Here is a 26,789-nt window from a genome sequence, read left to right on the forward strand (position 1 = left end):
ATTTCGCCCGGCTCATCTCTTCTGCGCGCATCAGCGCTTCTTTCAGTCGCTGGGTTGCGGTTAGATTTTCCGTCACATCCGAGAACGAGACGACTCCAAACTGCTGATCCCCCATATCCAGCAGGGCTGCGTTAAACGACAAAATCCTGCGCCCGCCATCGGGGTGCCGAAACGCGCATTGGATATTGCGAACCGGCTGAGACGCCCGCAGAGCAAGCTGGAACGGCGATTCATCGTCCGCAAGTGGTTCGCCATCAAGCCGTTCCAGCATCAGTGCGGAAATATCGAAACCCTGTCCCGGTTCAATCTCGCGGATCAGGCCCAGAGTGCGTTCAGCCTCTTGATTCACGTAGGAAATCCTTTGGGCGCCATCCAGAACAATGATCGCCGAGCTGCTGGCATCCATCACATCCAAAAGAAAGGAGCGGCTGGCAAAGACATCGTGTTCAAGTTGTTTTTGTTCGCTGATGTCGAGATGCACCCCAGATATCCGCAGCGGCGTCCCATCGGACGCACGCTCGGACACCCGGCTGCGGGACAGAATCCAGACCCAATGCCCGTCACGGTGGCGCATTCGGAACTCGGTGCCGAAAATCTGTGCGCCCGTGCCATCTGAGAAATCATCTGCATATAAAAGATTCGACGTATCGTCTGGATGTAGCATGGCGACAAAATCAGACACCGTGAGAGCACCCAGTTTCGATGTTTCAAGGCCCAGGATTTCCCCCCAACGCCCCCCGACATGAAGCTTATGGGTGGCAAGCTCCAACTCCCAGGTGCCAACGGCGGCCCCCTCGATGATGCTGCCAAGGCGCAGCTCGGCCCGATCCCGGTCGACAAGGACCTGGGTCAGATTCCGGTTGGCAGCATCCAGTGCCGCGATCTGGTTGCGCTTGGCGGTGATGTCGAAGCCCATCGCAATGACGCCGCCATCTGAGGTGCGGGTGCTGACGCGGTGCATCCAGCGGCCGTCTGGCAGCTGCACTTCATCGTCCCAATGCGGTTTGCGATATTGCAGCAGGCGCGTCTGTAGCCAGACCTCGCGCGCCTCGTCGGTTGCATCGCCCATGAAGGCGCCCTTCTCCAGGCCAATGCGCAGCAAATCGGCCAGCTTCACACCAACGACCGCATATGCAGCAAGGTCTGGAAAGGCTCGATGATAGGCTGCGTTGACGGCAACAAGCCGATCTTCAGCGTCGAAGATCACCACGCCATCTGGCAGCGCCTGAATGGCGTTTGTCAGCGTCAGGTGTGCGGCCTTGGCCACCGACGCCAGCGCGGTCATTGCGGTTTCCTGATCTTTCAGCTTGGAGACCACGGCTTCAATCGAGCTATAGCCTTGCAAGGCAGTCAAATGATCCAGCGGGGTTGCAAGAACGGATGCATGATTTCCATCGGCCTTGAGTGCCTTAGTCGCCCTGCCATCATGTGCCAAGGCACTCTGCAAGACACCCGTTAGTTCGCGCAACATCTCCACCACGGTTTCATTGCCTGACTGCCCTTTGCCCAAACCAGCGTAGCCGGTCACGCCGACGAACCTCTCGCCGCAAGCCATTGGAAACAATATGATACGCTCGGAATTACGCTGATCACCCTCGGGGTCATGGCCGTCGATATTCACCAAGAAATCAGCACCAGAAATCTGTATCGATCTGCGATCCGCTCCAGCTTTGCGCCAAGCCGTGATCATCTGGTTCGGTAGGGTTTTCGGCAAGCTGTCGATGCGTTCAGGCGCTGTTGCCGATGAACGGTAGGTCAGCTTGCAGGCCCCATCGTCAGTGCAGAGATATACAAAGGCTCTGCGAACTTTGATCGCCAGACAGAGCTGATCCAGTCCGGCCTCGATTTCAGCTACGGCCCCGCATTTGGACGCTTCTAGCATACCGCTCAGAATTGCAAGCAAGCGAACAATTTTGTGCAACGAAACTTCTCCGATAGGTTGCACCCTTGCTAGCTGTTTCTCGTCAATGATGACAGGTCGAACCGCAGTTTGCGCTCCATTTTCATGTGGCAATTATATAGGATTAAGCAATCCAGGGTTCAGGTGAATGGACCCCAGACCGCAAACCTGACACCGAAACGAGAGTATGCTGCCCACCAAGTGACCTTTGCGGCTGGTATAGGATGAGAAGGCCCCGGTTCGTCGCCTGTGGATTGGGTGCTCGGGCCTAGTCCGGTTAGCCTGCGAGGATATCTGTCGCGCGGTGGTTGGCATCCACCCCCTCGATTAGAAAAACCTCCCCTTCCGAGCCTTGCTGGCGCAGCGGAATCAGCGCTTTGTAAGCGGCTGAAGCATACCATTTCCGTGCGGCGGTAATCGTCGGAAAAGCGATGACGATCAGATCGCCGCCGGACTGGCCCTCAAGCTGTTCCCTGGGGCCGCCGTGGATGATGAAATGCCCCTCGAACGGCGCAAGCGTAGCGTCAATTCCGTGCAGGTAATCCAGTATCCCTTGGTTAACGGTTACATTGTGTAGATGTGCCACGGCATAAGCGGTCATCAGAGTTACTCCTGTTTCAATTCTGTTAGACGCCTGCGGCACGGGGGGGCTGCGCCGCGCTCAAGCAGGGTAAGGGCCACCACCGCGGCAGCCTGACCAAGCACGAACAGCCAGCCCAACGGGTTCGGCGATATCGCGCCTGAGAATAAAAGGACGATGCTTGTCAACGCCCAAAGGGTGTTGCCTAGGATGATGAGGTTGATCGCACCGCTATGGGCAGGAGCCCTCCACGCGACGATCGCGATAAAGCCCGCAATCGGCAGCAGCGCCATGCCTGCCCAATAAAGCAGCGGCGGTGGCATTTCGGTCAGCGCACCTGCCAGATCCGCGGCAGCAACAAGTGCCGCACCCATCGCGGCACAAGTCACGGCATCAATGGCCAGAACTCGGGGTAGGGTCAGAAACGGTTTGGTCATCTTAAGATCCTTTTGCGTCAGGGACGAACATCGTCGGTGATACGCAGATCATCGTTGAGATGCGTTCTTGCGTCGATTACCTCAGAGGTAATCGCAAAACTGTCGAGCATGGGGTGGACTGCGTGTCATGAAAGCCGAACGCCAACACCAGCAAGATGCAGCCGGCGCAATGCTGCGCGATTGGCGGCAGCGCCGTCGTTACAGCCAACTTGCGCTTGCCCTTGAGATCGAGATTTCTCAGCGCCACCTCAGCTTTCTGGAATCCGGGAGATCAATGCCAAGCCGCGACATGATCCTGCGGTTGACCGAATTTCTACAGGTGCCGCTGCGTGAGAGAAACGCGATCCTGATCGCTGCGGGTTTTGCGCCCGCCTATCGCGAGCGCGCGCTTGGGTCATCCGAGTTGCAACAGGCGCGCGCGGCCATCGCGCAGATCCTGACGGGGCACGAACCCCATCCAGCCCTTGCGGTTGATCGCAGTTGGACGATCCTGTCGGCCAACAGGGCCGTGTCGGTGCTGACCCAAGGCGCTCCGCCAGCACTGCTGAGTGGTGAGGTAAATGCCTTGCGCCTCAGCCTGCACCCCGATGGGTTGGCTCCTCGGATCCTCAATTTCAGAGAGTGGCGAAGCCATATCCTCGCGCGGCTGGCACATGACATAGACCTGTCAGCCGACCCGCGGCTCATCGCCCTGCTTGACGAGTTAAAAGCCTATCCAACGCCACCCAACGCAACGACGATGCGCAAGGTTACGGCAAACGCAATCGCAGTTCCGCTGATCCTCCAAAGCCGCGAAGGCCCGCTCACATTTCTAAGCACGACAACATTGTTCGGCACAGCCGTGGATGTGACACTGGCCGATATTGTCATCGAAAGCTTTTTCCCGGCAGACACCCAGACCGCTGCAGCGATGGTCAAACTAATGGCAGGCTAGTGGTTGCCCGCCGTAAACTGGCTACGCCCAGTATCTGTCTGATCCACGAGGTCTGCGGGCGGCCCAGTTCCATGCTCCGAGGATTGAGATCCTTCGCAAGGCGGCGATCTTCCACGTGGTTGGATGGATGCAGGATGAATTTCTGATTCGGAAGCTACATGTATAATTTACGGCTAAATTTGCCGTAATAATCAAATGAACAACAATATTCGGCACTAATTATCCGTAATGTCTTCCGTTTCGGAAAATACTGTTGACAGGGCGGGGCGGTGGCGGCAATGTCAACGTGCTTAGGGGAGGATGCCAGATTGCAGCGCTATGAACTTGATGACTTGGACCGGATGATCGTTGGCCTTTTGACAGACGATGGACGGCTTTCCGCCAGCGAGATCGCTTCGAAAATCGGATCGGTCACTGAACGGACAATCCGCAACCGCATCACGGCGCTGCTCCAAAGCAAGGCGATCACCATCGGGGCGATACCAGACCCCACTGCGATGGGCCGCGATGTTCAGGCGGATGTGATGATTGAAGTCGAGCCTGGGCGTGTCGAAGAGGTTGCCATCGTCCTCGGGGAATATGATGAGATCGGCTATCTCGCGGCGACAAGCGGACGCTTCAACCTGAGCGGCTCGATCTTTGTTGAGACCCATGCCGCACTTCTGGACTTCTGCGAAAACACCATTGGCCGCATTCCGGGGGTTCGCCGCGTCGAGCCTTGGGTGATCCTGCGGATGTACAAAGCGTTTGGAACCCGCACCACAGCATTGACAGAAGCCATCGAGCGGGCGGGAGGGCACGGCTGATGTCACGGCTCGTACGCATCGGAATCGATGTTGGCGGAACAAACACGGATGCGGCCTTGCTGCGTGGCGCCACGGTTCTCGCGACTGTAAAGACCTCAACCACGGCGGATGTGACCGGCGGGGTGGCGAACGCGGTCAGCGCCGTTCTGGTCGCCGCCAAACTGGACGCCAGCGCAGTCTCGGCCCTGATGATCGGTACAACGCATTTTCTGAATGCTGTCATCGAAGGTCGCCAGCTGGAAAAGGTTGGGACGCTGCGCTTGTGTGGTCGCGCAACCCGATCTCTACCGCCGATGATCGACTGGCCCGAGCATCTGCGTTTGCTGGTTGATGGTGGCGCCGCGCTGGTGGGGGGAGGCGTGCAGTTTGATGGCTCGCCCATCGTTCCGCTTGATGTGGCCGCGATCCGCGATGCCTGCCGGGACTGGTCTGCGCGCGGCATTGGGGCTGTTGCAATCGCTTCTGTCTTCGCTCTGATCGACGCCCGGATGGAGAACGAAGCTGCAGAGATCGTGGCCTCGGAAATGCCAGGCGTTTCAATCAGCCTGTCGCATCGTATCGGACGCAACGGCTTGCTGGCACGGGAGAGCGCGACGATCCTGAACGCCAGCCTCCACGCTCTTGGCCGCGAAACCGTGGCGGCATTCCGTGATGCCTTTGCACGGCTTGGCCTGTTCTGCCCGCTTTACCTGACGCAGAATGACGGCACGTTGATGGGCGCGGATTTTGCAGAGCGGCACCCCGTTTTCACTATCGCCTCGGGACCAACCAATTCGATGCGCGGCGCAGCTTTCCTGACCGGGCTGACGGATGCAGCAGTGATCGATGTCGGCGGCACGACGACCGATATCGGTATGTTGGTCGCGGGCTTCCCGCGCTCGCGCAGCGAGGGCGCAGAGATTGGCGGCATCCCGACCAACTTCCGAGTGCCCGATGTCTATTCCTTCGGGCTTGGTGGTGGCAGTTTGGTGCAAGCCTCTCCGTTAAGCGTCGGGCCGAAGTCGGTGGGTTTCCGTCTGCCCGAGAAGGCGCTTTGTTTTGGTGGCGACACCTTGACCGCCACTGATATCGCCGTCGCTGCGGGCCTTGTTACGTTGGGCGATCCTGCGCGCTTGCGCCATTTGGATGCGCGCCTTGTCCGCGACGCCATTGCCAAGATGAAAGCCGATGTGGAAGGCGTGCTCGACCGCATGAAGCCAAGTTCCGACCCGATACCTGCGGTGCTGGTCGGCGGCGGTTCGGTCCTGATTGACGGCCACCTCGAGGGAACTTCGGTATCGCTTCGCCCCGATCATTTTGGTTCAGCCAACGCCATCGGTGCTGCAATCGCCCAGGTTTCGGGCGAGGTGGATCGGGTGGTTTCACTGGAAGGCACCACGCGCGAAAAGGCGCTGGAACAGGTGGTCCAAGCTGCAAGGGCGCGTGCTGTCGAAGCTGGTGCCGAAGCCGGTAGCATCACTTTGGCCGAGTTGGAGGAAACGCCGCTCAGCTATTTGCCCGGTAATGCGATCCGGGTTGCAGCGAAAGTCGTAGGGGATCTTGCAGCATGACATATTGGTCCCTGAACGAGGCCGACATCGACCGCATAGCCATCGGTGTGGGTATCCTTGGCACCGGAGGTGGTGGCAGCCCCTATCTGCAAATGTTGATGGCCAAGGCCGTGCTGCGGCAGGGCAAGTCGATCCGAATGATCCGCCCCGCCGACCTGCCCGACGACGCTAACATCATCGGGCTTGGCGGTATTGGTGCGCCCACGGTGAGCATCGAGAAGATGGAGGAGGGCGAAGAGGGCGTGCGTGTTCTGCGCGCCATTGAGGCCCATACGGGCCGCCGGGTCGATGCCGTGCTTGGCGACGAAATCGGTGGCGGCAACGGCATATATCCGATGATCACTGCGGCGCGGCTTGGCTTGCCAGTCGTTGATGCCGACGGTATGGGCCGCGCTTTCCCTGAGGTGCAGATGACCTCATTCTTCGTCTACGGTCAGGCCAGTCAACCCGCCGCCCTTTCGGATGCCGAGGGAAATACGCTGATCATAACGCAGGCCAAGACGCCCGAGATGCTGGAGCGGCTGATGCGGACAGCAACAGTGGCAATGGGCTGCACCGCCTGCATGACGACCGCACCGATGACAGGAGCGTTTGTGCGCCAGTTTGGCATCGCCCACACGACCAGCCAGGCTTGGAAGCTGGGCGATGCCGTGATACGCGCACGCTCTGCGAAACACGATCCCGTTGCCGCGATCCTGCGGGAGTCGGGCGGCAAGCTGCTGATGCAGGGCAAGGTCACAGATATTGCCCGCCGTATTGCTGGCGGCTTTGTACGCGGTGCGCTGACGGTGGCCGGATTAGGCGATGATGCTGGACGGGTGCTGACCATCGATATTCAGAACGAATACCTGGTGGCAACGGAAGGTGATCGTCGCCTTGTCATGGTTCCGGATCTGATCTGTATCGTCGATTCCGAAACCGGCCGCCCGATTGGCACGGAAGAGCAGCGTTTTGGTCTGCGCGTCGCCGTCATCGGCATCCCCTGCGCGCCCCTGCTGCGCAAGCCCGAAGCGTTGGCCGTGATGGGGCCGCGCGCCTTTGGCTATGATTTCGATTTCGTCGCTTTTGGCACATCTGTCGCGGCGGAGCCCGTCGCTGCCTATGCCGAAGCCAAGCACAACTTGCCACATCGGGAGACCTGCCATGAACCGTCGTGACCTGCTGAAATCCGCTGGCATTGCCTCGCTGGCGCTTACAACCGCTTCGCTGTGGAGCGTAGCCGATGCTCAGGATGGAAGCCGTATCTTCACACTGGCCAACCCCACCGGTTTTCCGGATCTTGATCCGTCAACCTCCTTTTCGAACGACGGGCTGGTGATGGCCAATGTCTACGAAACACTGACCCGCTACATCCCCGGCAATGACAGCGCCGCCGCCAAGGTTGCGCCGCTACTCGCAGAAAGCTGGGAAACCTCGGCTGATGGGCTGACATGGACCTTCCGGCTGCGGCAAGGTGTCAAGTTCCACGATGGGGCCGATCTTACCGGCGAGGCAGTGAAAGCTTCGATCGAACGGACGATGAAGATCGGTGGCGGCGCGGCCTTCATTTGGGCACCGGTGATCGGAGTGGAGGCTAAAGACACCCATACCGTCGTCTTTAGCTTGTCCTCGGCCGAGCCGCTCGATCTGATCGCTTCATCGGGATTTGCGGCTTGGATCATCAGCCCTGCTGCAATGGACAAGGATAATGCCTGGTTCAACGCCGGCAATGACGCTGGCACCGGCCCTTTCCGCATAGACCGCTATGAGCCCGGCCAGCGTGTTGTGGCCAACCGCTTTGCCGATCACTGGGCGGATGCACCAGAGGGTGGTTTTGATACCGCTGTCTTCGAAGTGGTCGAAGATAGCGTGCTGGCGCAAAGCATGATTGAAAGCGCCAGTGCCGACTGGACCTACAGCTTGCCCTTCGACAATCTCGAAGCGTTGGACGCCAATCCCGATCTCAACGTGGTGGTCAACCCCTCGTTCGAGAACCTCATCGGCTTGCTCAACACCCGCCGCGCTCCACTGGATCGCCTGCCCGTCCGGCAAGCACTCGCTTTGGCTTTCCCCTATGACGACGTGATTACGGCGGGAACGGCGGGCCTTGGTAGCCGCTCGCGCGGGGTGATCCCGCAAGGTATCTGGGGACACGACGCCGAAGCCCCGCTGGTGATGACCGATCTGGAAGCCGCGCGGGCCTTGCTCGCCGCCGAGGGATTGGCGGATGGCGGACTAGAGTTGACGCTGACCTATGTGACTTCCGATGCGCTTGAGGCCCTGACGGCAGAACTGTGGAAGGCTAACCTCGAAACACTTGGCGTGACACTCACCCTTCAACCGATGTCGTGGGAGGCGATGTGGGAACTGGCCAAGGCCGACCCAAACGCAGCGCAAGACATCTTGCTGCTGTATTGGTGGCCGACCTATGTGACACCGCACGACTGTCTGCTGAATCTGTTTCGCAGCGAAGACAGACCCAACTTCAACCTCGGTTACTATTCTAATCCCGAATTTGACAAGACGCTCGACGAAGCCGCCGCGCTGTCAGGAACCGATCGCGTCCGCGCAGAAGCGATGTTCAAGGCGGCGCAGCGCATGATGCTGGCTGATGCGCCTGCGGTGTTCATTCTGGACAAGCCCAATGTCCACATCACCCGCGCGGATGTGAAGGGCTACGTCGACAATCCAGCTTACGGCCATGTCGTCTTCGTCAATGAGCTAAGCCGCTAGGGAAGGATCTGAACGATGGGACTGGGGCGCTACATTCTGCGGCGGGTTTTCCTGTCGGCCATTGTCGTGATTGGCGTGACCTTTCTGGTTTTCTTGGCGGCGCAAGTCGTGCCGTCAGATCCGGCGGCGCTGTACGCCGGGCCCCGCCCGAGTGCGGAACAGATCGCAAAAGCACGCGCCGAGCTTAACCTCGATGCGTCCTTGCCGGAACGCTTTGTCCATTTTGCCGCAAACATGGCCAGCGGCGATTTCGGCGTGTCCTACAAAACGCGGCGTCTGATCTCGCAGGACTTGGCCACATTCCTTCCCGCAACGCTGGAACTCGCCGCCTTTTCGACCTTGATTGCGATGCTGATCGGCATTCCAGCCGGTGCTATGGCTGCCGCCAGACAAGGGGGAGCATTGGACCGAATAGGCAGTCTGGCTTCAATCGCAGCGGTCGCCATGCCCACCTTCTTCCTTGCCATGCTGCTGCAATTCGTCTTCGCCAAATGGCTGGGTGTTCTGCCGCTGTCCGGCCGATTGTCGCGCGAAATCGGCATTTCAGCCCCGCTCACCAGCGTCACAGGCTTTGCTTTGATCGACGCTCTGCTGGCCTTGCGCTTTGATGCCTTCTTTGACGCACTGGCCCATCTGATCCTGCCCGCGCTGACTCTGGCCGCCTATCCGGCAGGCATCGCGATGCGACTCACCCGGTCAGCCATGGTGGAAATCCTTGAACGTCGCCACATCTTGGCTGCCCGCGCACTTGGGCTACCTGCCAGACGCATCCTTTTTGGCCATGCGCTGCCAAATGCGGTCGGCCCGGCGCTGACGGTCCTGGGGCTGAGTTTTGCCTTCGCCCTGACGGGTGCCGTGCTGGTCGAAATCATCTTTGCCTGGCCCGGCCTGGGTCGATATGTCTCCGAAGCGATCCTGTCCAAAGACTTCCCCGTCATCGCCGCAGCGACACTCGTGGTCACGTTGTGCTACGTTGCAATGAATCTCGTTCTCGATCTGGTGCAGGCCATGGTCGACCCGCGGGTGGCCTTGAAATGAGGGCGGTGATCTCGCGCCTTGGCTGGGCCGGCACGCTGTCTCTTTTGCTGATCCTGCTCATGCTGCTCGCGGCGCTGCTGGCGCCTTGGGTTTCACTCTTTCCGGATCAGGGCGCAGGCGCTCCGAACATCGCAACCAAATTCCTGCACCCCTCGGTCGAGCATCTGCTGGGCACCGACCATCTTGGTCGTGATATGGTCAGCCGGCTGATCTATGGCGCGCGCGTGTCGCTGATGTCGGGCCTTCTGATCGTGGGCTTCGCGCTGTTGATCGGCCTACCAGTCGGACTACTGGCTGGTTACTTTGGTGGGTGGCTGGACGAAGGTCTGATGCGCCTGACCGACATCTTCATGGCGTTCCCCGCCCTGCTTCTCGCCGTTTTGCTGGCAGCCGCCATGGGGCCCGGGTTGCTGAACAGTATCGTCGCAGTCGCAGTGACGTGGTGGCCTTGGTATGCACGCATGGCACGGGCAGAGGTGCTTTCTGTGCGGGGCCAACCCTATGTCGAGGCTGCACAACTGATGGGGGTTGGCCATGGCCGGATCATCCTGCGTCACATCCTGCCCACCGCCTTGAGGCCGTTGTCAGTGCAGGCGGCGCTTGATGTCGGCCCCGCCCTGCTCACCGCCTCTGCCCTGTCCTTCCTTGGGCTGGGCGTATTGCCGCCCACGGCGGACTGGGGCCAGATGGTGGACGCTGGCCGCAAGTTTTTTCCCGAACGCTGGTGGTACTCTGCCGCCCCCGGTGTTGCCATCTTCGTTCTGGCGCTGGCCTTCTCGATTCTTGGCGATTCACTGCGCAGCAAGGAAGGGGGGCGACGAAATGAATCTACTTGAGATCCGCAATTTGTCTGTCGATCTGCCACTGGAAGGCACGGCGATCCATGCGCTGCGGCGGGTAAATCTGTTGATCCAGCGCGGTACGATCCACGGTCTGATTGGCGAATCCGGATGCGGCAAGACGATGACAGCCATGTCGCTATTGGGCCTTCTGCCGCGCGGCGCACGGATAATGGCCGAGCAGTTCGTCTTCGATGGCATGGCACTATCTGATGTAGCGGGCAGCCTGCGGGGTCGGCGGATAGCGCTGATCTCGCAAGACCCTGCCGCTGCGCTGAATCCGGTGCTGACCATCCGAAGACAAATGGACGACGTATTGCGCGCGCATCACGCCCTACCGCGCCCTGCCCGCCACGCCCAAGCCGTCGAGTTTCTGGCCGCTACCGGTCTCGCTGATCCTGAGCGGGTATTGCGCAGTTATCCGCATCAACTCTCCGGTGGAATGCAGCAACGTGTGGTCATTGCTCAGGCCCTAGCCACCGGGGCCGACCTGTTGATCGCGGATGAGCCGACAACGGCACTTGATGTCACAGTGGGGGCGCAAGTGCTTGCCCTGCTCCGCCAGCTTGTCACCGAACGCGGCCTGACCATCCTGATGATCACCCACGATATGGATGTGGTGGCTGAGGTCTGCGACAGCGCGACGGTACTCTATGCCGGAACATCGGTGGAAGGCGGGGCAACGGCAGAGCTTCTGGCCAATCCGCGCCATCCCTACACCCGCGCGCTTCTTGCGGCTTTGCCGGACGCCGCGCCACGCGGCGGGCGACTTGCCGCAATTGAAGGCCGCATTCCCTCGCCGGTGGAAACCATCACCGGTTGCATCTTCGCGCCGCGCTGTATGCTGGCCCGCAGTGGCTGCACGTTGACATCGCCGCCCACCCATCTTGCAGGACTGCAAAGCTGGGATTGTGTGATCGGAGAGGAGGCGGATGTCGATGCTTGAGGTTCGCGATCTGGTAATCCGCTATGCGGGGCAGGGTCTGTTTGGTGGCCGCCCCGCGCCAACGGTGAACGGTATCAGCCTAAGGGTTCAGACCGGCACGACGCTGGGTGTGGTGGGCGAGTCCGGTTCGGGGAAAAGCACGCTGTTGCGAGCCATCCTCGGGTTGGTGCCGGTGGAAAGCGGGGCCATCACTTTGGATGGCCGCGACTGGCTGTCCCTTCCGCGCCGCGACCGGCACGAGGCCCGCCGAGCCATTGGTGTGGTGGCGCAGAACCCTTTTCTATCGCTTAGCCCTCGGCTCACCGTCGCGGAGATTCTTGCCGAGCCCTTGCTCGCGCGCGGCGATCGACCTGGACCCGCATTGCGCGACCGCACCGCAATGCTGCTGTTGCGTTGCGGCATGCCGCCCGACTTCCTGCCAAGGCGCGCCAGAGAGCTTTCTGGCGGGCAAGCGCAGCGCGTGGCCATTGCCCGATCTCTGGCTCTGGACCCAAAGCTGCTGATCCTCGACGAGCCGACATCCGCATTGGACATCTCTGTCCAAGCACAGATCCTTAACTTATTGGCAGACCTCAAAGAGGCCTCAAACCTGTCGATGCTGTTCGTGACACATAACCTGAAGGTGGTTGCCCACGTCTCTGACAATTTGGTGGTTATGCGACAAGGCAAGATCCTGGAAAGCGGACCAACCTCACGGGTGATCGATGCCCCGGAATGCGATTACACACTCAAGCTTCTGAGCCATGGCTTGGGCCGTAAAGCGCGGCAAATGTGAACAGGCATTGCGGATCGCTGTGACGGTCGTGGGGAGATACTTCTGCCTTTCAACTTGGCTACCCGTGAAGCGAACCCGGCGTCTATGCTATGATCCGCTCCCCAACGCTGGACCGCCCGACGGCAGCGTTTTCCGGCTTCGCTCAGGGTGACGGTCTGGTAACACCTCCACCCGATTTCATCAGCATTATTGCAACCTTATTCCCGATCGCGCCGTGTGGCCGGTCCTCGTGGCAGTATCTACGCCAAGCCTCCAACTTTTCGGCCGCATCTTCAAACGGTCCAGTTTGCGGGGATCAGATCAGCAGTGTCCGCCGTCTGATCTGTGCCGCCGCCCCTCTCAACCACGGCCAAGGATCAAATCGGCGGCACGTTCGGCGATCATCACCACAGGTGACGCGGTGTTGCCCGAGACGATGCGTGGCATCACCGAGGCATCGACGACGCGCAGCGCGCCGATCCCGTGCACCTTCAATGCGGGGTCAACCACCGCCATTGCATCAGCCCCCATCCGACAGGTGCCGACCGGATGAAAAATCGTCGTCGCAATGTCGCCTGCCTTCTCAGCCAGCGCGGCATCGCTGTCAAAACCGGGTCCGGGCAACCACTCCTCTGGACCGTAGCGGCGCAATGCCTCGGCGGTCATGATCTGCCGAGCCTGCCGGATCGAGGCCACGGCCACGCGGCGATCCTCCTCTGTCGACAGATAGTTCAGGCGGATATCCGGCTGAACCTCGGGCCGTGGGGTGGTTGCATGGACATGGCCAACCGAGGTCGGGCGCAAGTTGCAAACCGATACGGTGATCGCCGGAAAGGCATGCAAAGGGTCGCCCAAACGGTCGGTCGACAGCGGTTGCACATGATACTCCAGATCTGGCGTTTCCAGATCGGGGCTGGATTTCGTGAACATGCCAAACTGGCTTGGCGCCATCGACATCGGCCCACTTTGGGTCAGTGCATAGCGCAGCGCGATCCGCGCCTTGCCGACAAGACTGCCCGCCATGGTGTTCAGCGTGCGCGTGCCACGCACCTTGAATACCGTGCGGATTTGCAGATGGTCTTGCAGGTTTTCGCCGACACCCGGCAGATCATGCAGCGCCGCGATACCCAAGTCAGACAGACGATCCGGCTGGCCTATGCCGGAAAGCTCCAGTAGCTTCGGACTATTGATCGCCCCAGCGGCAAGCACCACCTCGGCCCCAGCCTGTGCGCGGAATAGTTGGTTGTCTATCGACCACTCCACCCCCGTCGTGCGCCTACCCTCAAGGATAATCCGGGTTACCAGCGCTTTGGTGATTACCCTCAAATTGCCGCGCCGCATCGCAGGGCGCAAAAAGCCCCGCGTGGTGTTCCAGCGCCTGCCGCCGGATTGGTTCACCTCGAAGAACCCCGATCCCTCGTTTGATCCATCGTTGAAATCAGCCCGTGGCAGGATGCCGAATTCCTTCGCGCCCTCTTGCACAGCCTGCAGAATCTCCCAACTCAGCCGCTGGCGCTGCACCCGCCATTCGCCGCCCGCGCCGTGCAGATCAGTTTCGCCGCCATGGTGATCTTCCGAGCGGCGGAAATACGGCAGCACGTCGTCCCAGCCCCAGCCGGTATTGCCCAACTGCCGCCAGTGATCATAATCCGCCGCCTGCCCGCGCATGTAGATCATGCCATTGACCGAGCTGCATCCGCCCAGAACCTTGCCGCGCGGGTAAGACAGGCTGCGCCCATTCAGCCCCGGTTCAGCGGCGGTTTTCATCATCCAGTCGGTGCGAGGATTGCCGATGCAGTAGAGATAGCCAACCGGGATCTGCACCCAATGATAGCGATCCGATCCCCCCGCCTCCAACAGCAGCACACGGTTGCTGGGATCGGCGCTCAGCCGATTGGCCAGCACACAGCCAGCGGTTCCGCCACCGATGATGATATAATCATAGGCACCTGCGTCGATCATGGCTGCCCCAGTTTCGCAAGGTCAGCCCAGAATGGCTCCATCGCCGCCGTCATGCGCTGCCACACCGCGAAGCGGCGATCATACAGGGCTTTGCGCTGCGGGTCAGGCAACAGATCGGCCCGTGGCCGGGTCATTCTGGCAACCGCGGCTTCTTCATCTGCGCACAGACCAACCCCAACCGCCGCCGCGATTGCCCCGCCCAAGGCACCGGTTTCTTCGGCGCTGCCAAGCCGGATCGGCAGACCCAGAATATCTGCCATCATCTGCGGCCAATGCGAAGACCGTGTGCCGCCCCCCGACAGCGCAACCTTGCTGATGCTGGCCCCGGCTGCGATCAACACATCGACATGGCGGCGATGTTCAAACCCCACGCCTTCGTACAGCGCGCGCAGCATGTGGCCTTCGTCATGCCAGCCCGCCAACCCATAGAAACCGCCACGCTGATGCGCACCATTGCGCCCGCCATAAAGGAAGGGGTGGAACATCGGATCATCAGGCGCAATCGCAGCCCGCCCCACCAGATCATTCACCTGCCCGAAGGGGTCGTCATGGTGGCCACCCCGTTCCAGCAGGGTGCGGACATACCACTCCAGATTGGCCGCCGAGGTGGCGCTATTATCCATATTGGCAAAGCGCCCCGGCCCGAAGGCCGTCACCATGAACACATTGGGGTCGCGCGCCGGGGTTTCGGCAAACACCTGATTGACCGACCAGCTTCCCAGTACGATCGACGCCGCCCCAGACCCGATAGCTCCTGATCCCAGCGCCGAGGCGACCACATCGAAATATCCGGCAACAACGGGCGTGCCGAGGCTAAGTCCCGTCGCCGCCGCTGCCTCTGCCGTAACATGCCCCACTACATCGGTCGGCTGCGCCAAAGGCGGCAGCAGCGGCAGGGCATCGGCAAGGCCGTAAAGCTCCAGCAGATCGGCGTCATAGCGGGCTTCGGGCAGCCGCAACAACCCAGCCCCCGACATATCAGACACCTCGGAAACCCGCTGCCCGGTCAACTGCCAAGTGATAATGTCCTTGGCAAAACAAAGCGTCCCGGCTTGGGCATAAATCTTGGGCTGATGCGCTTTCAGCCAAGCCAGCAACACCGGGGTTTGCGAGGGCCACGGCCGTTGCAGGCAAATCGCGTGCAAGGCCGCCCCGGCGCGCTGGTCAAGCGCGGCAGCAAGGGCGGCCGCCCGCGTATCAAGCGACTGGATGCCCAGCAGCGGCTGGCCTGCTTTGTCCAACAGATACAGCCCGTTGCCATGCCCCGCCAGACCAATGGCCGCGATCCGTGCGGCATCGACCTGCGCCTTGTCCAGACAGCCCGCAATCGCCGCTTGGGCATTCGCCCAAAGCTCGGCCACCGGGCGTTCGACCATGCCCGGCGCTGGCTTCAGACTGGTGCCATCAACGCCGTGCCGCGCAATCTGGCGGCCCTCCAGATCAAACAGCACGGCCTTGACGACGGTATTGCCGATGTCGATGCCGAGAATAAGGTCTTTCGAGATCACGTCACGCACCACGGTTATAGATCTCCCAAGCGGCGGCGCCGTCGGCACCTTGATGGATGATCGCCATCAGGGCTGCGACCACGGCCTTTGGATTGGCATGTTGATAGATGTTGCGGCCATAAACGAGACCCTTTGCCCCCTGCGCCACCAGCGCCGCCGATTTTTCCAGCACAAGGCGCAAATCCTCTTTGCCACCACCGCGCGCCAGCACCGGCACACGCGCAGCTTCAACGACGCGGTGGAAGTCGGCGGGGTTCGAGGTGGGGTCAGCCTTGATAATATCGGCCCCCATCTCGGTGGCCAGTCGCACCAGCGTGACGATCTTTTCCGCATCGCCATCCACCTGATAGCCACCGCGCACGTCATTGGGCAGCATCACCAAAGGCTCGATCATCAGGGGCATGCCGTAGCGCGAACAATCCGCCCGCACCCGCGCGATGTTTTGCACGCATTGGCGAAACAACTCCGGCTCTCCCGGCAGCATGAACAGGTTGACCACGACGCAGGCCGCGTCCATCTCGACCGCAGGCAACACCGGGTCGGCCGCATTCTGCAACTCGGCCCACATCACCCGATGGCGCGTGGCGTTGTAGGGGTTGCCCATATCCAGCCGCATCACCAGCGCGGGTTTGTCATGCTCGGGCCGCGCTTGCAGCAGATCGGCCTGCCCATAGGTCATCTGGATCGCATCTGGGCGGGCACCGACCAGCATGTCGATCACGCGGCCCATATCCTCCAGCCCATCCAGAAACGAAGGTTCATTGCAGACACCGTGATCGACGGCGACATCCAGACAGCCGCCGTTGCGAAACAGCCGGTTCATCCGGACCTTGGGGGTGATTTTCATGATTGGGTTCCTTCCGATTGGGTCAGCCTGACCCCGTGATAGATTTCAAGATCGCTGAGAAAGCGGGTGATTTCGGCCTTGGTCCGCGCCTCGGTCCAGCCACAGCTACGGGCCATCACGCGGGCGGTGGCGGAGATCAGATCGACTGATAACTCGCCCCGAATGGCCAGCGGACTGCGCCGCTGCAGCACATCGGCCAGACGCAGCGCCTGTTCCTGTTGGATGAACCAGACCACCTCTGCTTCGGTCAGCGCGCCACCGGGCAGGACTTGGTCCTCTTTTGCGGCGCAGAACGCAGCGACCGTCGCGGCCTTGCTGCCGTAAAGATCCACCAGATGCGCCGCGCGCGCAGGGGTCAGGTCAAGCCGCGACACCAGATCATCGGCCAACTGATCCGAGTAACCAGCCCCGCCACCGATCGGCAGATCCCGCGTGGTGCCTTGCCGCGCCCGTCCAAGATCCTGCAGCACAAGATCCACCGCTTCTTCAGCAAAGGCGCGGTAGGTTGTCCATTTGCCGCCGACCATGCCGATCTGTGGCACATCGCCTTGCAGGCGGCGCACTGCATGGCCGCGCGACATCCGCCCGGTGAAATTGGCCTCGCTGAACGGCAGGGGCCTTATCCCGGCATAACTGTAAACGATCTGATCCGAGGCAACCGGGATCGCCGGAAACAGTGCTTGCAGCGCGCCAAGGATATAGTCGCGCTCGTCATCGCTACAGGCCGTCCGCCCCGCCTCATTCACCCGCAAGTCGGTTGATCCGGCCAGAACCCGTCCCAGATAGGGGAACACAATGCAGACACGGCCATCGCTGTGTTCATAGTAAATCATGTGGCCATCCAACGCGGCCATCAGTGCCGGGTTGTTCAGGATCAGATGCGAGCCTTTCGTCCCCGAAACCAACCGCTCGCTCAGCTTCGCACCAAGTGAGGCCGCACTTTGGTCAATCCACGCCCCCGTTGCATTGACGATGACCTTGGCGCTGACAGCCAAGCGCTGATCGGCTTCGCCATCGGTCAGGGTCAGACCTTCCGGCGCATGGCTTAGCCGCGCATAGTTTAGCGCCACAGCTTCGGGATTGTGGGCGCAGGCATCGCCGATCAGCTCCATCCCCAATCGCTCTGGATGCGAAATCCAGGCATCGTGGTAGGTGGCCGAGCATCGCACATCGGAACGCAGCGCTGGCCAGGCCGCGCGCGTCGCCGCTTTGCCGCGAAAGCGGTGGCGGGGCAGCATCCGGTTGCGCCCGACGATGGCGTCATACAGCGCCAACCCCAACTTGATCGGCAATGCCCCGCGTGGCCGTGGCTTGCCGGTAAAGCCCAGAAAGCCCAAGGCCGCATTCGCCATCCCCGAGGCCAATCTGTCGATGGGAATCGTCGTCGGCAGCGGACGGACGAAATGCGGGGCATTGCGCAACAGCCTGTCGCGCTCGTTCAGGCTTTCGCGCACCAGCGATATCTCGCCGTTTTCCAGATAGCGCAGACCGCCGTGGATCATCCGCGACGGGGCCGCAGAACAGCCCGAGCAGAAGTCGTTCATCTCAACCAGAAGCACCCGCACACCTTGCTGGGCAAGGTCATGAAACACTCCGATGCCGTTGATGCCACCGCCCACGACGATCACATCAAACGCCCCGTTCGCGGCGATCCGGTCAATCCTTTCTTGCCGAGTGTCAGACATGACTTCTTCCTTCGCGGAGGGGCACTCCGCAGTTGTGATCTTGCAAGGATGGGACGCGTTTAGGCGGCGGCTGTATCGAGGTTGCGCGCGACGGCGCGGCTGATGTTGTCAAGTTCCGCGCTGGTCAGGCGCAGACAGCCGGCTTCGGCGTTTTCACGCGCCTGCGTCGGGTTGCGCGCGCCGCACAGCGCAAAAGTCAGCCCCGGTTGCGCCAGCGTCCAGGCGATGACGATCTGCGCTGGGCTGGCCGCGTGCTGGGCCGCAATCGGGCGGATGGTTTCCATCAGCCGATCAACCCGCATCCGGTTATCTGTGGAAAAGCGCGGGTCGTCCTTCCGCTGATCATCGCCCGCAAACACCCGATCCGCACCGATCCGTCCCGACAACAAGCCAAGCGCCAGCACCGAATAGCCCATCACCGAAATGCCCGCATCCCGGCATACAGGCAGATGGGTCTGTTCAATCCGCCGCGCGAGCATCGAGTATTCCTCTTGCACCGCCGCGATACCGCCCGCGGCGCGATAAGCTGCCAGATCATCCGGGCTGGTGTTCGACGCGGCGAAGGCCAGAATTTTGCCCTCGGCCTGCAAAGCCTTCAGCGCCTCAACCGTTTCGGCAATCGGCGTTGTCGCGTCTTGCCAATGCGTGATGTAAAGGTCGATCCGGTCGGTCCCGAGCCTCTGCAGGCTTTGCTCAACCTCATGCCGGATCGCAGCAGGGCTCAGGTCACGATGCACCGGCAACCCGCCTTGCGAGAAGAAGTAAGGCCCGCGCGTGCTGTGCCAGACCAGACCGCATTTGGTCGCCAGCACCACCTTGTCCCGCCGCCCTTTGATCGCCCGCCCGACAACTTCCTCGGCATGGCCAAGGCCATAGGCGGGGGCGGTGTCGATCAGGGTGATCCCTGCGTCCAGACCGGCGCGGATGGCATCTTCTGCCGCCGCATCATCGGTGCCGCCCCACATCCAGCCGCCAATCGCCCATGTCCCTAAACCCACCGCCGAGGCCTGAATGCCCGAGCCCGCAATTTCGCGCATCAACATCTGCGTCATGCGTCTTCTCCCTTCGTTTCAAGTATCGTGCTTGCCGTGTCTTCATCGGTCACCAGAACCGAGATGTAGCCGCCGCGCAGAACCGATCGGATCGGCCCCACCTTGTCCTCGCCCGAGGCCACCGCAACCACCCGACTGCAACGCCGGATCTCATCCGGGCGCAACGCCACAAGCCTCTGGTTCAGCGCAAAATTCGCCACCTGACCGCGATCATGCACCAGATGGCCGAGAAACTCTGCCATCACCCCAAGACCCGGCAGCATCGCGCGATCCGGCGCAGACAGCGGATGCAGGTCAAAATAGGATGACCCCGGCGTGGTGATCGAGCCGATGCCCACCAGGCAGGCGGTGGCGCGGCGACCAAGATCCAGCACTTCTTTCACTGCACCAAGATTCATCAGCATCTCGCGTTGATCCGCCCGTTCGGCAAACAGTGGCGCATGAAGTTGCAACGAACGCCCGCCCAACCGTTCCGCCATGCGCGAAGCCAGATGGTTAACATCGGTATGGTATTTTCCCTGCACGCCGCCGGTCAGCGGCACCACCTGCACGTCGATGGGCCGTTCCACCGACAGTGCATCGACCACCGCCGCCACCGCCTTGCCGCCCGAGATGCCCAGAATATCGCCGTCGCGCAGGGTTTCCGCCAAATGCGCCGCCGCCGCTTGACCGACCTGCGCCAGCCTCGTGCCGTCATGGTTGGAAACCGTTGGCGATACGATGGCCGATTTCACCAACCCCGAAGCTTCCAGCTTACGCTCTAGGTCCATCAGGCGTTGGAACGGCGTCTCGATACTGATCTTCACCATCCCCAAGCGTCGGGCCTGCGTGATGATGCGGTTCACCTTCGAGGTCGACAGGTTCATCTCATCGGCAATCTCTGACTGTTTGCGACCTTCGATGAAGTGGCGCACCAGCACTGCATGCACCTGCCGCATCGAAGTGAAATCGTCGCTGACATCGTTCATGTTCTGCCTCCTGCGGCCTGCCGCTTGACGAGGTAATGGTCGAAGGTGACCGCCGCGAGCAGGATCGAACCGCGAATAATGTCCTGCCAGTAGACCGACACGTTCAGCAGGGCGAGCGACGACGACACCAGCGACAGCAAGATCGCCCCAAGGATCGCCCCAAAGATCGAGCCTTTGCCGCCCGACAGGCTGGCCCCGCCAATCACCGCCGCCGCGATCACGTTCAGCTCCATCCCAACGCCAAAGGTAGGCTGGGCCGAACCGAACCGCGCCATGTAGATGATGCCCGCCACGCCGCACAGCGTAGAGCACAGTATGGTGGTCATGAAGATCACGCGCTTGGTGCGGATGCCGGAATAGGCGGCGGCCTTCTCGTTGCTGCCGGTGTAGTAGACCAGCCGGAACGCGGTTGTGCGGCGCAGCAGGAAATCAAAGGTCACAACGACAATCACAAAAATCACGATGGCCACCGGAATAACGCCAATCGAGCCAATCCCAATCCACTTGAAGCTTGCGGGCAGTTCGAACAATCCCAGCGGCCGCCCGCCGGTTCCCAGCAAACACAGACCCCGCGCAATCACCATCGCGGCCAGCGTGACGATGAAATGGTGCAGCCCGACATAGGTCACGAAAAACCCCATGATCGCGCCAATCCCGGCACAGACCGCGATGGCGATCAGCGCGGCGATCCAAGGATTGACCCCGTTCAGAAACAACAGCCCGGCCACCACCATCGCCAGCGCCGTCACCGATCCCACCGACAAATCAATCCCGCCAGAGATCAGCAGGATCGTCATGCCGACGACCACAATCGCCTCGACCGAAAACGCCATCGTCATCGCCCGCATGTTGGTCCAGCTCAGGAAATGCGGCGAGGCGAAGGACATCAGCAGGAACATCACCAGAATGATCAGCACCAATCCGGTTTCCCGCGCGCCAAACAGGCGCGACAGAAGGCTGCGGTTTTGCGTTGTGGCCGTCATGCTAAGGTCCTTGCGCCAGCCAGCGCACCGGGCGCGGCGAGTGTCATGATATTGGTTTCCGTCATCTCCGCGCCGGAAAGCTCTCCGGTCACACGGCCTTCGCTGACCACCAGAACCCGGTCGCACAGCCCGATCAATTCCGGCAATTCCGAGGAAATCACCGCGATGCCCACGCCACTTTCCGCCAGTCCGCGCAGGATGGCATGGATCTCGGCCTTGGCCCCCACATCGACGCCGCGTGTGGGCTCATCCAGAAAGATCACCTTTGGCTGCACCGCCAGAAGCTTGGCCAAAGCCACCTTCTGTTGATTGCCGCCCGACAGGCTGGAAACCCGGTGCGCCATGCTGGCGGCCTTCAGTCGTAGCGTCTCGCCCAAGCGCTGCGCCTGCGCCGTTTCCCGCGCTGGATCAATCAACCCAAAACGCCCGGCCACCTTCGACAGATCAAGCGCCGCAATATTTGCCGCAATGGACAGATCCAGAAAAACGCCATCGCCCTTGCGATCCTCGGACAGATAGACAATCCCGCGCGCAATGCAGTCCGCATAATCCCGCAGCACGATCTTTTCGCCGTTCAGCCAGGTCTCGCCGCTGGCTTTGCCTTCCAGCCGCGTCACCCCGCGTGCGATTTCGCTGCGCCCGGCACCAATCAAGCCGCCAATGCCCAAAATCTCGCCCCGATGCAGTGTGAACGACACATCGCGATACCGCCGGTCGCTCAGCCCCTCCACCCGCAGGATCTCCGGCCCCCGCACACCCTGCATCTTGGCCGGATAAAGCGTATCCAGCTTGCGCCCCACCATCGCATTCACCACGTCGGTGGGTGTTATGTCCGCGGTGCGGTCGGTGCGGATGTGCTGACCGTCCCGCATCACCGTCACCCGGTCACAATTCTCAAAAATCTCCGCCATCCGGTGCGAGATGTAGATAATGCCGATGCCACGCGCCGCCAGCCCGCGCATGATGCCAAACAGCTTTTGCGCCTCATGTTCAGTCAGCGCGGCGGTCGGCTCATCCAAGATCAAGATACGGCAATCCAACGTCAGCGCCTTGGCGATCTCAACCAACTGCTGCTGGGAAATCGACAACTGTCCGGCCAGAAGACGCGGATCAATATCGGCCAGCGGCGCAAGCACCTGCCGTGCCTTGTCGATCAGTTCTGCGCCCCCCATCAACCGACGCTGACTGCGCGCGGTCTGCGCCATGAAAATGTTTTCCGCGACCGAGATATCGGCACACAGCGCAATTTCCTGATGCACAAATCCGATCCCCAACCGTTGCGCGGTTGCCGGGCTGTCGATCTGAACCACCTCACCGTCGATACGGATTTCACCGCTATCCGGTCGCAATATCCCGTCGATGATGTTCATCAACGTCGATTTCCCCGCGCCATTCTCGCCAGCCAAGGCGTGAATTTCACCAGCCTGCAGGTCCAGTTGCGCCGAGCGCAGCGCCTTGATCGCCCCGAAGGACTTTTTCACATCGGTCAGTTGCAGAAGCGGGGGTGCGGTCATGGGGATCTGTCGTTCTGTTGGGAAGTTTGCCCCGCAGCCACTAAGCAGCGGGGCCTTTGACGTCAGTTACGGCCTTCCATGTATTTCTCCAGAACAAAGCTTTCGGCATTGTCCTTGGTGATCACCGCAAAGCCATTGTCGGTGAAGGGAATCTGCATCGGATTGTAGCCCGACACCTTATAGTCGTTGAACGGGTCGATCAGCGCAGGATGCGCACCAAGGAAGGTATTCATGAAGCCGACAAAGCCCTGAATGCCTTGGTTCGGGTTCAGCGCCATGTGGATGTTGCCCGCCTTGATTTCTTCAAGCGTGGTGGGCGAGATGTCGGCGTGAATGATCATCAGTTTGTCGCCCGCCGCCTTCACGGCAGCCACTGCGCCTTCGGCAGATCCAGATTCGGGGATCCACAGTGCGGCCAGATCGGGATTGGCTTGCAGCATCGCCGAAACCGCAGTGAAGGCCGCGTTCGGGTCTTGGTTGCTGGCCTGACGCCCGACCAGTTTCATGTTCGGGTAGTTCTTTTCCATGTAGGCGATCAGCGCCGTCACGCGCAGGTCGTGGTTCGATTGGCCGGGGTTCTCCAGCACGGCATATTCCGCACTGTCGCCCACCGTTTTGACGATCTCTTCTGCGGCGAATTTCGCCTCGGCCAGATTGTCAGAGGTGACATAAGCGGTGCGCTTGGATTTCGGAGAATCTGCCGCGAAAGTGGTGACAGAGACGCCCGCATCCACAGCGCGGTTGATCGGATCAATGAAAGGATCGGCCTGCATCGGATGCAGCAGGATGCCTTTCGGATTGGTCACAAGATCCTGCTCGAACGAGGCGATCTGCTTGGTGATGTCGTAATCCGGCGTGCCGGAAAACACCGCTTCACAACCCAAAGCCTCTGCCGCCTGTTTGAACCCCTCAAAGACTGGAACCCAATAGGGATGCCCCATCACCATCACGTTCATCACATAGGTTTCGCCCGGCTCGCAGCGCAAACCGCCCTCGGCCAATGCCGCAGCAGACGATCCCAAAAGCGCGACAGCAGATGCCCCGCTTAATATCAATGCCTTGACGTAGCTCCTCATGTTTTCCTCCCTTGACGACGGCGCCTTGCGCCATTCTTGAAATTTATTTCGCAAGTCGAATGACATTGCAGATGCGTTGGTAGGACTGCAAAATCGACGCGTCAACGAACTTCAGTATTTTTATCTTGATGTGAAATTTATTGCAAAGCAACTGATGTCAGCCCACGGCTCTCGGGGGCAGAGGCGTATTTTGGCATGCAAACTTGCGCGCCGCATGGCGCACTCGCTTTAATTTGGTTCTGGAACCGGTTGATGAGCTAGGCCTGCGCAATCTCTTCGCGACTGCAGGCCAGATCTGTCTGGCGCTGAACCTTGCGCCGATTGATGGCGTCGGTCTGGGAGAAAGTTGCCCGAGTTGTCCCGTTAAGCCCGCGCCGAAAGACTTTGCGGCGCGGTCGCAGCAGGCAGGGTCAGCACGGTCTGTTGAAGAACACGTTGGCAAGCAGACCACTCCCAACCCATCCGCATCGCCCTATGCCTGCATGATAACATACAGCTTGCGCACTTGCTCGATCACCCGCCATTCGCCCTTCCAGCCCAACGGCAGTGCAATCGCATCGCCTGCGCCAAGCTGGACTTTGCTGCCATCGGCATGGGTCATTTCGATGCGGCCCGAGATGAAATGGCAGAACTCGGACGACGCACTACGGTCGGCGGTAAAGCGGCCCGGAGTGCATTCCCAAACCCCGATTTCCACCCGACCATCTGCCGAAGTGAACAGCGCGACAGAGGATTCCTGCTGATCGCCCTCAAAGCTGGTAGGCTTGGGCGCGAAGGCATCCAGCGGGGTATTGGCAAGCGAAAGGAAGGCGGAAAAGTCGATCATAGCGGCCTCATCGGGGGAAAGTGTTAAAAGTGTCTTAACGCGGCAAGGTCAAGATCTTGATTTACAAGGGTTCTATTTGGTCCCGAGTTGGGACCGGCTCCGCAACGCATCCATCGCCGTCACCAAAGCCTCGGAAATCCCCGGCTCTGAAAGCGCATGCCCCGCCATCGGCACCACCCGCAACCGCGCCTTTTCCCAGCCATCCGCCAGCCGGCTGGCCGAGATCGGCGGGCAAATCATATCAAACCGCCCCTGCACAATATCCGCGCCGATATGGGCGATTTTGTGCCGATTTTGTAGGATCCAGCCGTCAGATTCCAGAAAGGCCGCGTTGACGAAATAATGGTTCTCCAGCCGCGCAAAGGCCCGCGCATATTCTGCCGGACCTTCCCCCCCCATGAAGCCTTCCGAGGCGACCGAGGCCAGCGCATTCTCCCACCCGGCCCAGATCCGCGCGGCCTGGGTTTCCTGAATCAGATCGCCCCCAAACAGCCGCCGATGATAGGCCGCGATCAGATCATCCCGCTCGGCCTCCGGGATCATCCGGGTGAACCGCTCCCACAGGTCGGGATAAAACGCCCCCGCCCCGCCACCATAGAACCAGTCCAACTCGGCCCGCGTCGCCAGAAACACCCCGCGCAGCACCAGATGCCGCACTCGGTCGGGATGCGAGATTGCATAGATCAGCGCCAAGGTCGCGCCCCAACTGCCGCCGAACAGGATGAATTGCTCCACCCCCATCGCCGCACGGATCACCTCGATATCGCGGACCAGATGCCAGGTGGTGTTGTTCTCGACCGAGGCATGTGGGCGCGACCGACCACATCCCCGCTGATCGAACAGGATCACCCGATACACCGCCGGATCAAAATACCGCCGCATCGCCGGGCTACAGCCACCTCCCGGTCCGCCATGCAGCACCAGCACCGGGATGCCATCAGGCCGCCCGCATTGCTCGACATAAATCCGGTGGCCATCGCCCATATCCAGCATCCGCTGATCGAACGGATCGACCGGCGGGTAAAGATACTCAGCCGCGCGCTTTTGCCCTGATCTGTGGTCCATATTCATCCTATATAGTGGCCCTAGACTGCGCCACCACCGCCCGGCGCGCAAGGAGTTCCGATGAGCCAGACCAACACGATTGACCCCGCCGAAGTCGCCAAGTTTGAAGCCATGGCCGCAGAATGGTGGGATGTTGAGGGCAAGTTCAAGCCGCTACATCTGATGAACCCGTGTCGGCTGGATTATATCACGTCACAGATCGCTGCGGAGTTTGATCGGGATTTGACGCAAGCCCTGCCCTTCAAAGGTCTGCGCATCCTTGATATCGGCTGCGGCGGTGGCCTGCTGTCGGAACCGATGGCGCGGCTGGGGGCGGATGTGGTGGGCGCGGATGCGGCACCCCGCAACATCCCGGTAGCGCAGGTTCACGCGGAACAATCGGGACTGGTCATTAATTATCGGCACACCACGGCGGAAGATCTGGCGGCTTCGGGTGAGCAGTTCGATGTGGTTCTGAACATGGAAGTGGTGGAGCATGTCGCTGACCCGCAGGGCTATATGACCGCCTGCCAGCAGTTGCTGAAACCCGGTGGGCTGATGATCTGCTCAACCCTGAACCGCAATCCGAAAAGCTTTGTGATGGCGATCATCGGGGCGGAATGGGTGATGCGCTGGCTGCCAAAGGGTACGCATGACTGGGCGAAGTTCATCACGCCGGACGAGCTTTATGACCTGATCCGCAAGGCCGGGCTGGAGCCTGTCGACCGCAAGGGGATGGTGTTCAATCCGATCAGTTGGAAATGGTCGATTTCGGTGCGGGATTTGTCCTGTAACTATGTGACCGCCAGCGTGAAGCGCGGGTAGCCG

General features: G+C 60.8%; 24 protein-coding genes and 1 pseudogene. 10 read left to right on the plus strand and 15 right to left on the minus strand.

The features are described from left to right. From U1A24_RS19845 to U1A24_RS19855, 3 genes are all read right to left on the minus strand, one after another. Positions 1–1,882 (minus strand): PAS domain S-box protein (locus U1A24_RS19845; protein ID WP_322323717.1); only part of this gene is annotated, 1,882 nt, incomplete at its 3' end. Between the two features lie 295 nt (positions 1,883–2,177). Continuing rightward, the gene (locus U1A24_RS19850; RefSeq protein ID WP_322323718.1) at positions 2,178–2,501 is read right to left on the minus strand and encodes a DUF1330 domain-containing protein; all 324 of its coding nucleotides are present in this window, start codon (positions 2,499–2,501) and stop codon (positions 2,178–2,180) included. 5 nt (positions 2,502–2,506) lie between these two features. Next, positions 2,507–2,917 (minus strand): hypothetical protein, encoded by a 411-nt coding sequence (locus tag U1A24_RS19855; RefSeq protein WP_322323719.1) that lies wholly within the window; start codon positions 2,915–2,917, stop codon positions 2,507–2,509. A 127-nt stretch (positions 2,918–3,044) separates the two neighbouring features. On the opposite strand from U1A24_RS19855, the gene U1A24_RS19860 reads away from it, so the two are divergent. From U1A24_RS19860 to U1A24_RS19900, 9 genes are all read left to right on the plus strand, one after another. Then, entirely contained in the window at positions 3,045–3,851 is an 807-nt protein-coding gene (locus U1A24_RS19860; protein ID WP_322323720.1) for a helix-turn-helix transcriptional regulator, read from the plus strand. 308 nt (positions 3,852–4,159) lie between these two features. Beyond that, a complete protein-coding gene (locus tag U1A24_RS19865) occupies positions 4,160–4,657 on the plus strand; it encodes an Lrp/AsnC family transcriptional regulator (protein WP_322323721.1) in 498 nt (165 codons plus the stop codon). Further along, a complete protein-coding gene (locus U1A24_RS19870; protein ID WP_322323722.1) occupies positions 4,657–6,207 on the plus strand; it encodes a hydantoinase/oxoprolinase family protein in 1,551 nt (516 codons plus the stop codon). The genes U1A24_RS19865 and U1A24_RS19870 overlap by 1 nt, the downstream gene beginning before the upstream one ends. Further along, on the plus strand, positions 6,204–7,364 hold the full coding sequence (locus U1A24_RS19875; RefSeq protein WP_322323723.1) for a DUF917 domain-containing protein: 1,161 nt from the start codon (positions 6,204–6,206) through the stop codon (positions 7,362–7,364). The genes U1A24_RS19870 and U1A24_RS19875 overlap by 4 nt, the downstream gene beginning before the upstream one ends. Next, positions 7,351–8,919: an ABC transporter substrate-binding protein gene (locus tag U1A24_RS19880; protein WP_322323724.1), complete on the plus strand. Its 1,569-nt coding sequence runs from the start codon at positions 7,351–7,353 to the stop codon at positions 8,917–8,919. Before U1A24_RS19875 ends, U1A24_RS19880 begins: the two co-directional genes overlap by 14 nt. 15 nt (positions 8,920–8,934) lie before the next feature. Beyond that, positions 8,935–9,957 (plus strand): ABC transporter permease, encoded by a 1,023-nt coding sequence (locus tag U1A24_RS19885; protein WP_322323725.1) that lies wholly within the window; start codon positions 8,935–8,937, stop codon positions 9,955–9,957. Beyond that, complete coding sequence (locus tag U1A24_RS19890; protein ID WP_322323726.1) at positions 9,954–10,793, plus strand: ABC transporter permease; 840 nt, start codon at positions 9,954–9,956, stop codon at positions 10,791–10,793. Before U1A24_RS19885 ends, U1A24_RS19890 begins: the two co-directional genes overlap by 4 nt. Next, positions 10,780–11,742, plus strand: coding sequence for an ABC transporter ATP-binding protein (locus U1A24_RS19895; RefSeq protein WP_322323727.1), 963 nt, complete (start codon positions 10,780–10,782; stop codon positions 11,740–11,742). Before U1A24_RS19890 ends, U1A24_RS19895 begins: the two co-directional genes overlap by 14 nt. Continuing rightward, the gene (locus U1A24_RS19900; protein WP_322323728.1) at positions 11,729–12,517 is read left to right on the plus strand and encodes a dipeptide/oligopeptide/nickel ABC transporter ATP-binding protein; all 789 of its coding nucleotides are present in this window, start codon (positions 11,729–11,731) and stop codon (positions 12,515–12,517) included. Before U1A24_RS19895 ends, U1A24_RS19900 begins: the two co-directional genes overlap by 14 nt. A gap of 142 nt (positions 12,518–12,659) precedes the next feature. On the opposite strand, the pseudogene U1A24_RS19905 reads toward U1A24_RS19900, so the two are convergent. The 12 genes and pseudogenes from U1A24_RS19905 to pip all read right to left on the minus strand — a co-directional run. After that, positions 12,660–12,791 (minus strand): annotated as a pseudogene (locus tag U1A24_RS19905) (IS3 family transposase); the annotation flags it as partial. A gap of 65 nt (positions 12,792–12,856) precedes the next feature. Then, positions 12,857–14,458 carry a GMC family oxidoreductase gene (locus U1A24_RS19910; RefSeq protein ID WP_322323729.1) on the minus strand — a complete coding sequence of 534 codons (1,602 nt, stop codon included), beginning with the start codon at positions 14,456–14,458 and terminating at the stop codon, positions 12,857–12,859. Continuing rightward, positions 14,455–15,975 carry an FGGY-family carbohydrate kinase gene (locus tag U1A24_RS19915; protein ID WP_322323730.1) on the minus strand — a complete coding sequence of 507 codons (1,521 nt, stop codon included), beginning with the start codon at positions 15,973–15,975 and terminating at the stop codon, positions 14,455–14,457. The genes U1A24_RS19910 and U1A24_RS19915 overlap by 4 nt, the downstream gene beginning before the upstream one ends. Beyond that, complete coding sequence (locus U1A24_RS19920) at positions 15,968–16,813, minus strand: aldolase (RefSeq protein WP_322323731.1); 846 nt, start codon at positions 16,811–16,813, stop codon at positions 15,968–15,970. Before U1A24_RS19920 ends, U1A24_RS19915 begins: the two co-directional genes overlap by 8 nt. Next, positions 16,810–18,498, minus strand: a complete 1,689-nt coding sequence (locus U1A24_RS19925; protein WP_322323732.1) for a glycerol-3-phosphate dehydrogenase/oxidase — start codon at positions 18,496–18,498, stop codon at positions 16,810–16,812. The genes U1A24_RS19920 and U1A24_RS19925 overlap by 4 nt, the downstream gene beginning before the upstream one ends. Positions 18,499–18,557: 59 nt before the next feature. Continuing rightward, positions 18,558–19,550, minus strand: coding sequence for an aldo/keto reductase (locus tag U1A24_RS19930; protein WP_322323733.1), 993 nt, complete (start codon positions 19,548–19,550; stop codon positions 18,558–18,560). After that, a complete protein-coding gene (locus U1A24_RS19935) occupies positions 19,547–20,518 on the minus strand; it encodes a sugar-binding transcriptional regulator (RefSeq protein WP_322323734.1) in 972 nt (323 codons plus the stop codon). Before U1A24_RS19935 ends, U1A24_RS19930 begins: the two co-directional genes overlap by 4 nt. Continuing rightward, complete coding sequence (locus U1A24_RS19940; RefSeq protein WP_322323735.1) at positions 20,515–21,501, minus strand: ABC transporter permease; 987 nt, start codon at positions 21,499–21,501, stop codon at positions 20,515–20,517. The genes U1A24_RS19935 and U1A24_RS19940 overlap by 4 nt, the downstream gene beginning before the upstream one ends. Next, positions 21,498–23,015, minus strand: coding sequence for a sugar ABC transporter ATP-binding protein (locus U1A24_RS19945; protein ID WP_322323736.1), 1,518 nt, complete (start codon positions 23,013–23,015; stop codon positions 21,498–21,500). The genes U1A24_RS19940 and U1A24_RS19945 overlap by 4 nt, the downstream gene beginning before the upstream one ends. Before the next feature lie 62 nt (positions 23,016–23,077). Further along, positions 23,078–24,091, minus strand: a complete 1,014-nt coding sequence (locus U1A24_RS19950) for a substrate-binding domain-containing protein (protein WP_322323737.1) — start codon at positions 24,089–24,091, stop codon at positions 23,078–23,080. Between the two features lie 472 nt (positions 24,092–24,563). Beyond that, complete coding sequence (locus tag U1A24_RS19955; RefSeq protein WP_322323738.1) at positions 24,564–24,917, minus strand: cupin domain-containing protein; 354 nt, start codon at positions 24,915–24,917, stop codon at positions 24,564–24,566. Between the two features lie 72 nt (positions 24,918–24,989). Then, positions 24,990–25,982 carry a prolyl aminopeptidase gene (gene pip, locus U1A24_RS19960; protein ID WP_322323739.1) on the minus strand — a complete coding sequence of 331 codons (993 nt, stop codon included), beginning with the start codon at positions 25,980–25,982 and terminating at the stop codon, positions 24,990–24,992. 60 nt (positions 25,983–26,042) lie between these two features. On the opposite strand from pip, the gene ubiG reads away from it, so the two are divergent. Beyond that, a complete protein-coding gene (ubiG, locus tag U1A24_RS19965) occupies positions 26,043–26,786 on the plus strand; it encodes a bifunctional 2-polyprenyl-6-hydroxyphenol methylase/3-demethylubiquinol 3-O-methyltransferase UbiG (RefSeq protein ID WP_322323740.1) in 744 nt (247 codons plus the stop codon). Positions 26,787–26,789: the final 3 nt, after the last annotated feature.

Source organism: Cypionkella sp. (genome assembly GCF_034376685.1).
GTDB lineage: Bacteria > Pseudomonadota > Alphaproteobacteria > Rhodobacterales > Rhodobacteraceae > Cypionkella.

What these genes read in the sequence shown, in the direction of transcription:
- U1A24_RS19850 (WP_322323718.1), bottom strand. Translation starts at nt 2,501, where the DNA reads ATGACCGCTTATGCCGTGGCACATCTACACAATGTAACCGTTAACCAA.
- U1A24_RS19855 (WP_322323719.1), bottom strand. Translation starts at nt 2,917, where the DNA reads ATGACCAAACCGTTTCTGACCCTACCCCGAGTTCTGGCCATTGATGCC.
- U1A24_RS19860 (WP_322323720.1), top strand. Translation starts at nt 3,045, where the DNA reads ATGAAAGCCGAACGCCAACACCAGCAAGATGCAGCCGGCGCAATGCTG.
- U1A24_RS19870 (WP_322323722.1), top strand. Translation starts at nt 4,657, where the DNA reads ATGTCACGGCTCGTACGCATCGGAATCGATGTTGGCGGAACAAACACG.
- U1A24_RS19875 (WP_322323723.1), top strand. Translation starts at nt 6,204, where the DNA reads ATGACATATTGGTCCCTGAACGAGGCCGACATCGACCGCATAGCCATC.
- U1A24_RS19880 (WP_322323724.1), top strand. Translation starts at nt 7,351, where the DNA reads ATGAACCGTCGTGACCTGCTGAAATCCGCTGGCATTGCCTCGCTGGCG.
- U1A24_RS19885 (WP_322323725.1), top strand. Translation starts at nt 8,935, where the DNA reads ATGGGACTGGGGCGCTACATTCTGCGGCGGGTTTTCCTGTCGGCCATT.
- U1A24_RS19890 (WP_322323726.1), top strand. Translation starts at nt 9,954, where the DNA reads ATGAGGGCGGTGATCTCGCGCCTTGGCTGGGCCGGCACGCTGTCTCTT.
- U1A24_RS19895 (WP_322323727.1), top strand. Translation starts at nt 10,780, where the DNA reads ATGAATCTACTTGAGATCCGCAATTTGTCTGTCGATCTGCCACTGGAA.
- U1A24_RS19900 (WP_322323728.1), top strand. Translation starts at nt 11,729, where the DNA reads ATGTCGATGCTTGAGGTTCGCGATCTGGTAATCCGCTATGCGGGGCAG.
- U1A24_RS19910 (WP_322323729.1), bottom strand. Translation starts at nt 14,458, where the DNA reads ATGATCGACGCAGGTGCCTATGATTATATCATCATCGGTGGCGGAACC.
- U1A24_RS19920 (WP_322323731.1), bottom strand. Translation starts at nt 16,813, where the DNA reads ATGAAAATCACCCCCAAGGTCCGGATGAACCGGCTGTTTCGCAACGGC.
- U1A24_RS19925 (WP_322323732.1), bottom strand. Translation starts at nt 18,498, where the DNA reads ATGTCTGACACTCGGCAAGAAAGGATTGACCGGATCGCCGCGAACGGG.
- U1A24_RS19930 (WP_322323733.1), bottom strand. Translation starts at nt 19,550, where the DNA reads ATGACGCAGATGTTGATGCGCGAAATTGCGGGCTCGGGCATTCAGGCC.
- U1A24_RS19935 (WP_322323734.1), bottom strand. Translation starts at nt 20,518, where the DNA reads ATGAACGATGTCAGCGACGATTTCACTTCGATGCGGCAGGTGCATGCA.
- U1A24_RS19940 (WP_322323735.1), bottom strand. Translation starts at nt 21,501, where the DNA reads ATGACGGCCACAACGCAAAACCGCAGCCTTCTGTCGCGCCTGTTTGGC.
- U1A24_RS19945 (WP_322323736.1), bottom strand. Translation starts at nt 23,015, where the DNA reads ATGACCGCACCCCCGCTTCTGCAACTGACCGATGTGAAAAAGTCCTTC.
- U1A24_RS19950 (WP_322323737.1), bottom strand. Translation starts at nt 24,091, where the DNA reads ATGAGGAGCTACGTCAAGGCATTGATATTAAGCGGGGCATCTGCTGTC.
- U1A24_RS19955 (WP_322323738.1), bottom strand. Translation starts at nt 24,917, where the DNA reads ATGATCGACTTTTCCGCCTTCCTTTCGCTTGCCAATACCCCGCTGGAT.
- pip (WP_322323739.1), bottom strand. Translation starts at nt 25,982, where the DNA reads ATGGACCACAGATCAGGGCAAAAGCGCGCGGCTGAGTATCTTTACCCG.
- ubiG (WP_322323740.1), top strand. Translation starts at nt 26,043, where the DNA reads ATGAGCCAGACCAACACGATTGACCCCGCCGAAGTCGCCAAGTTTGAA.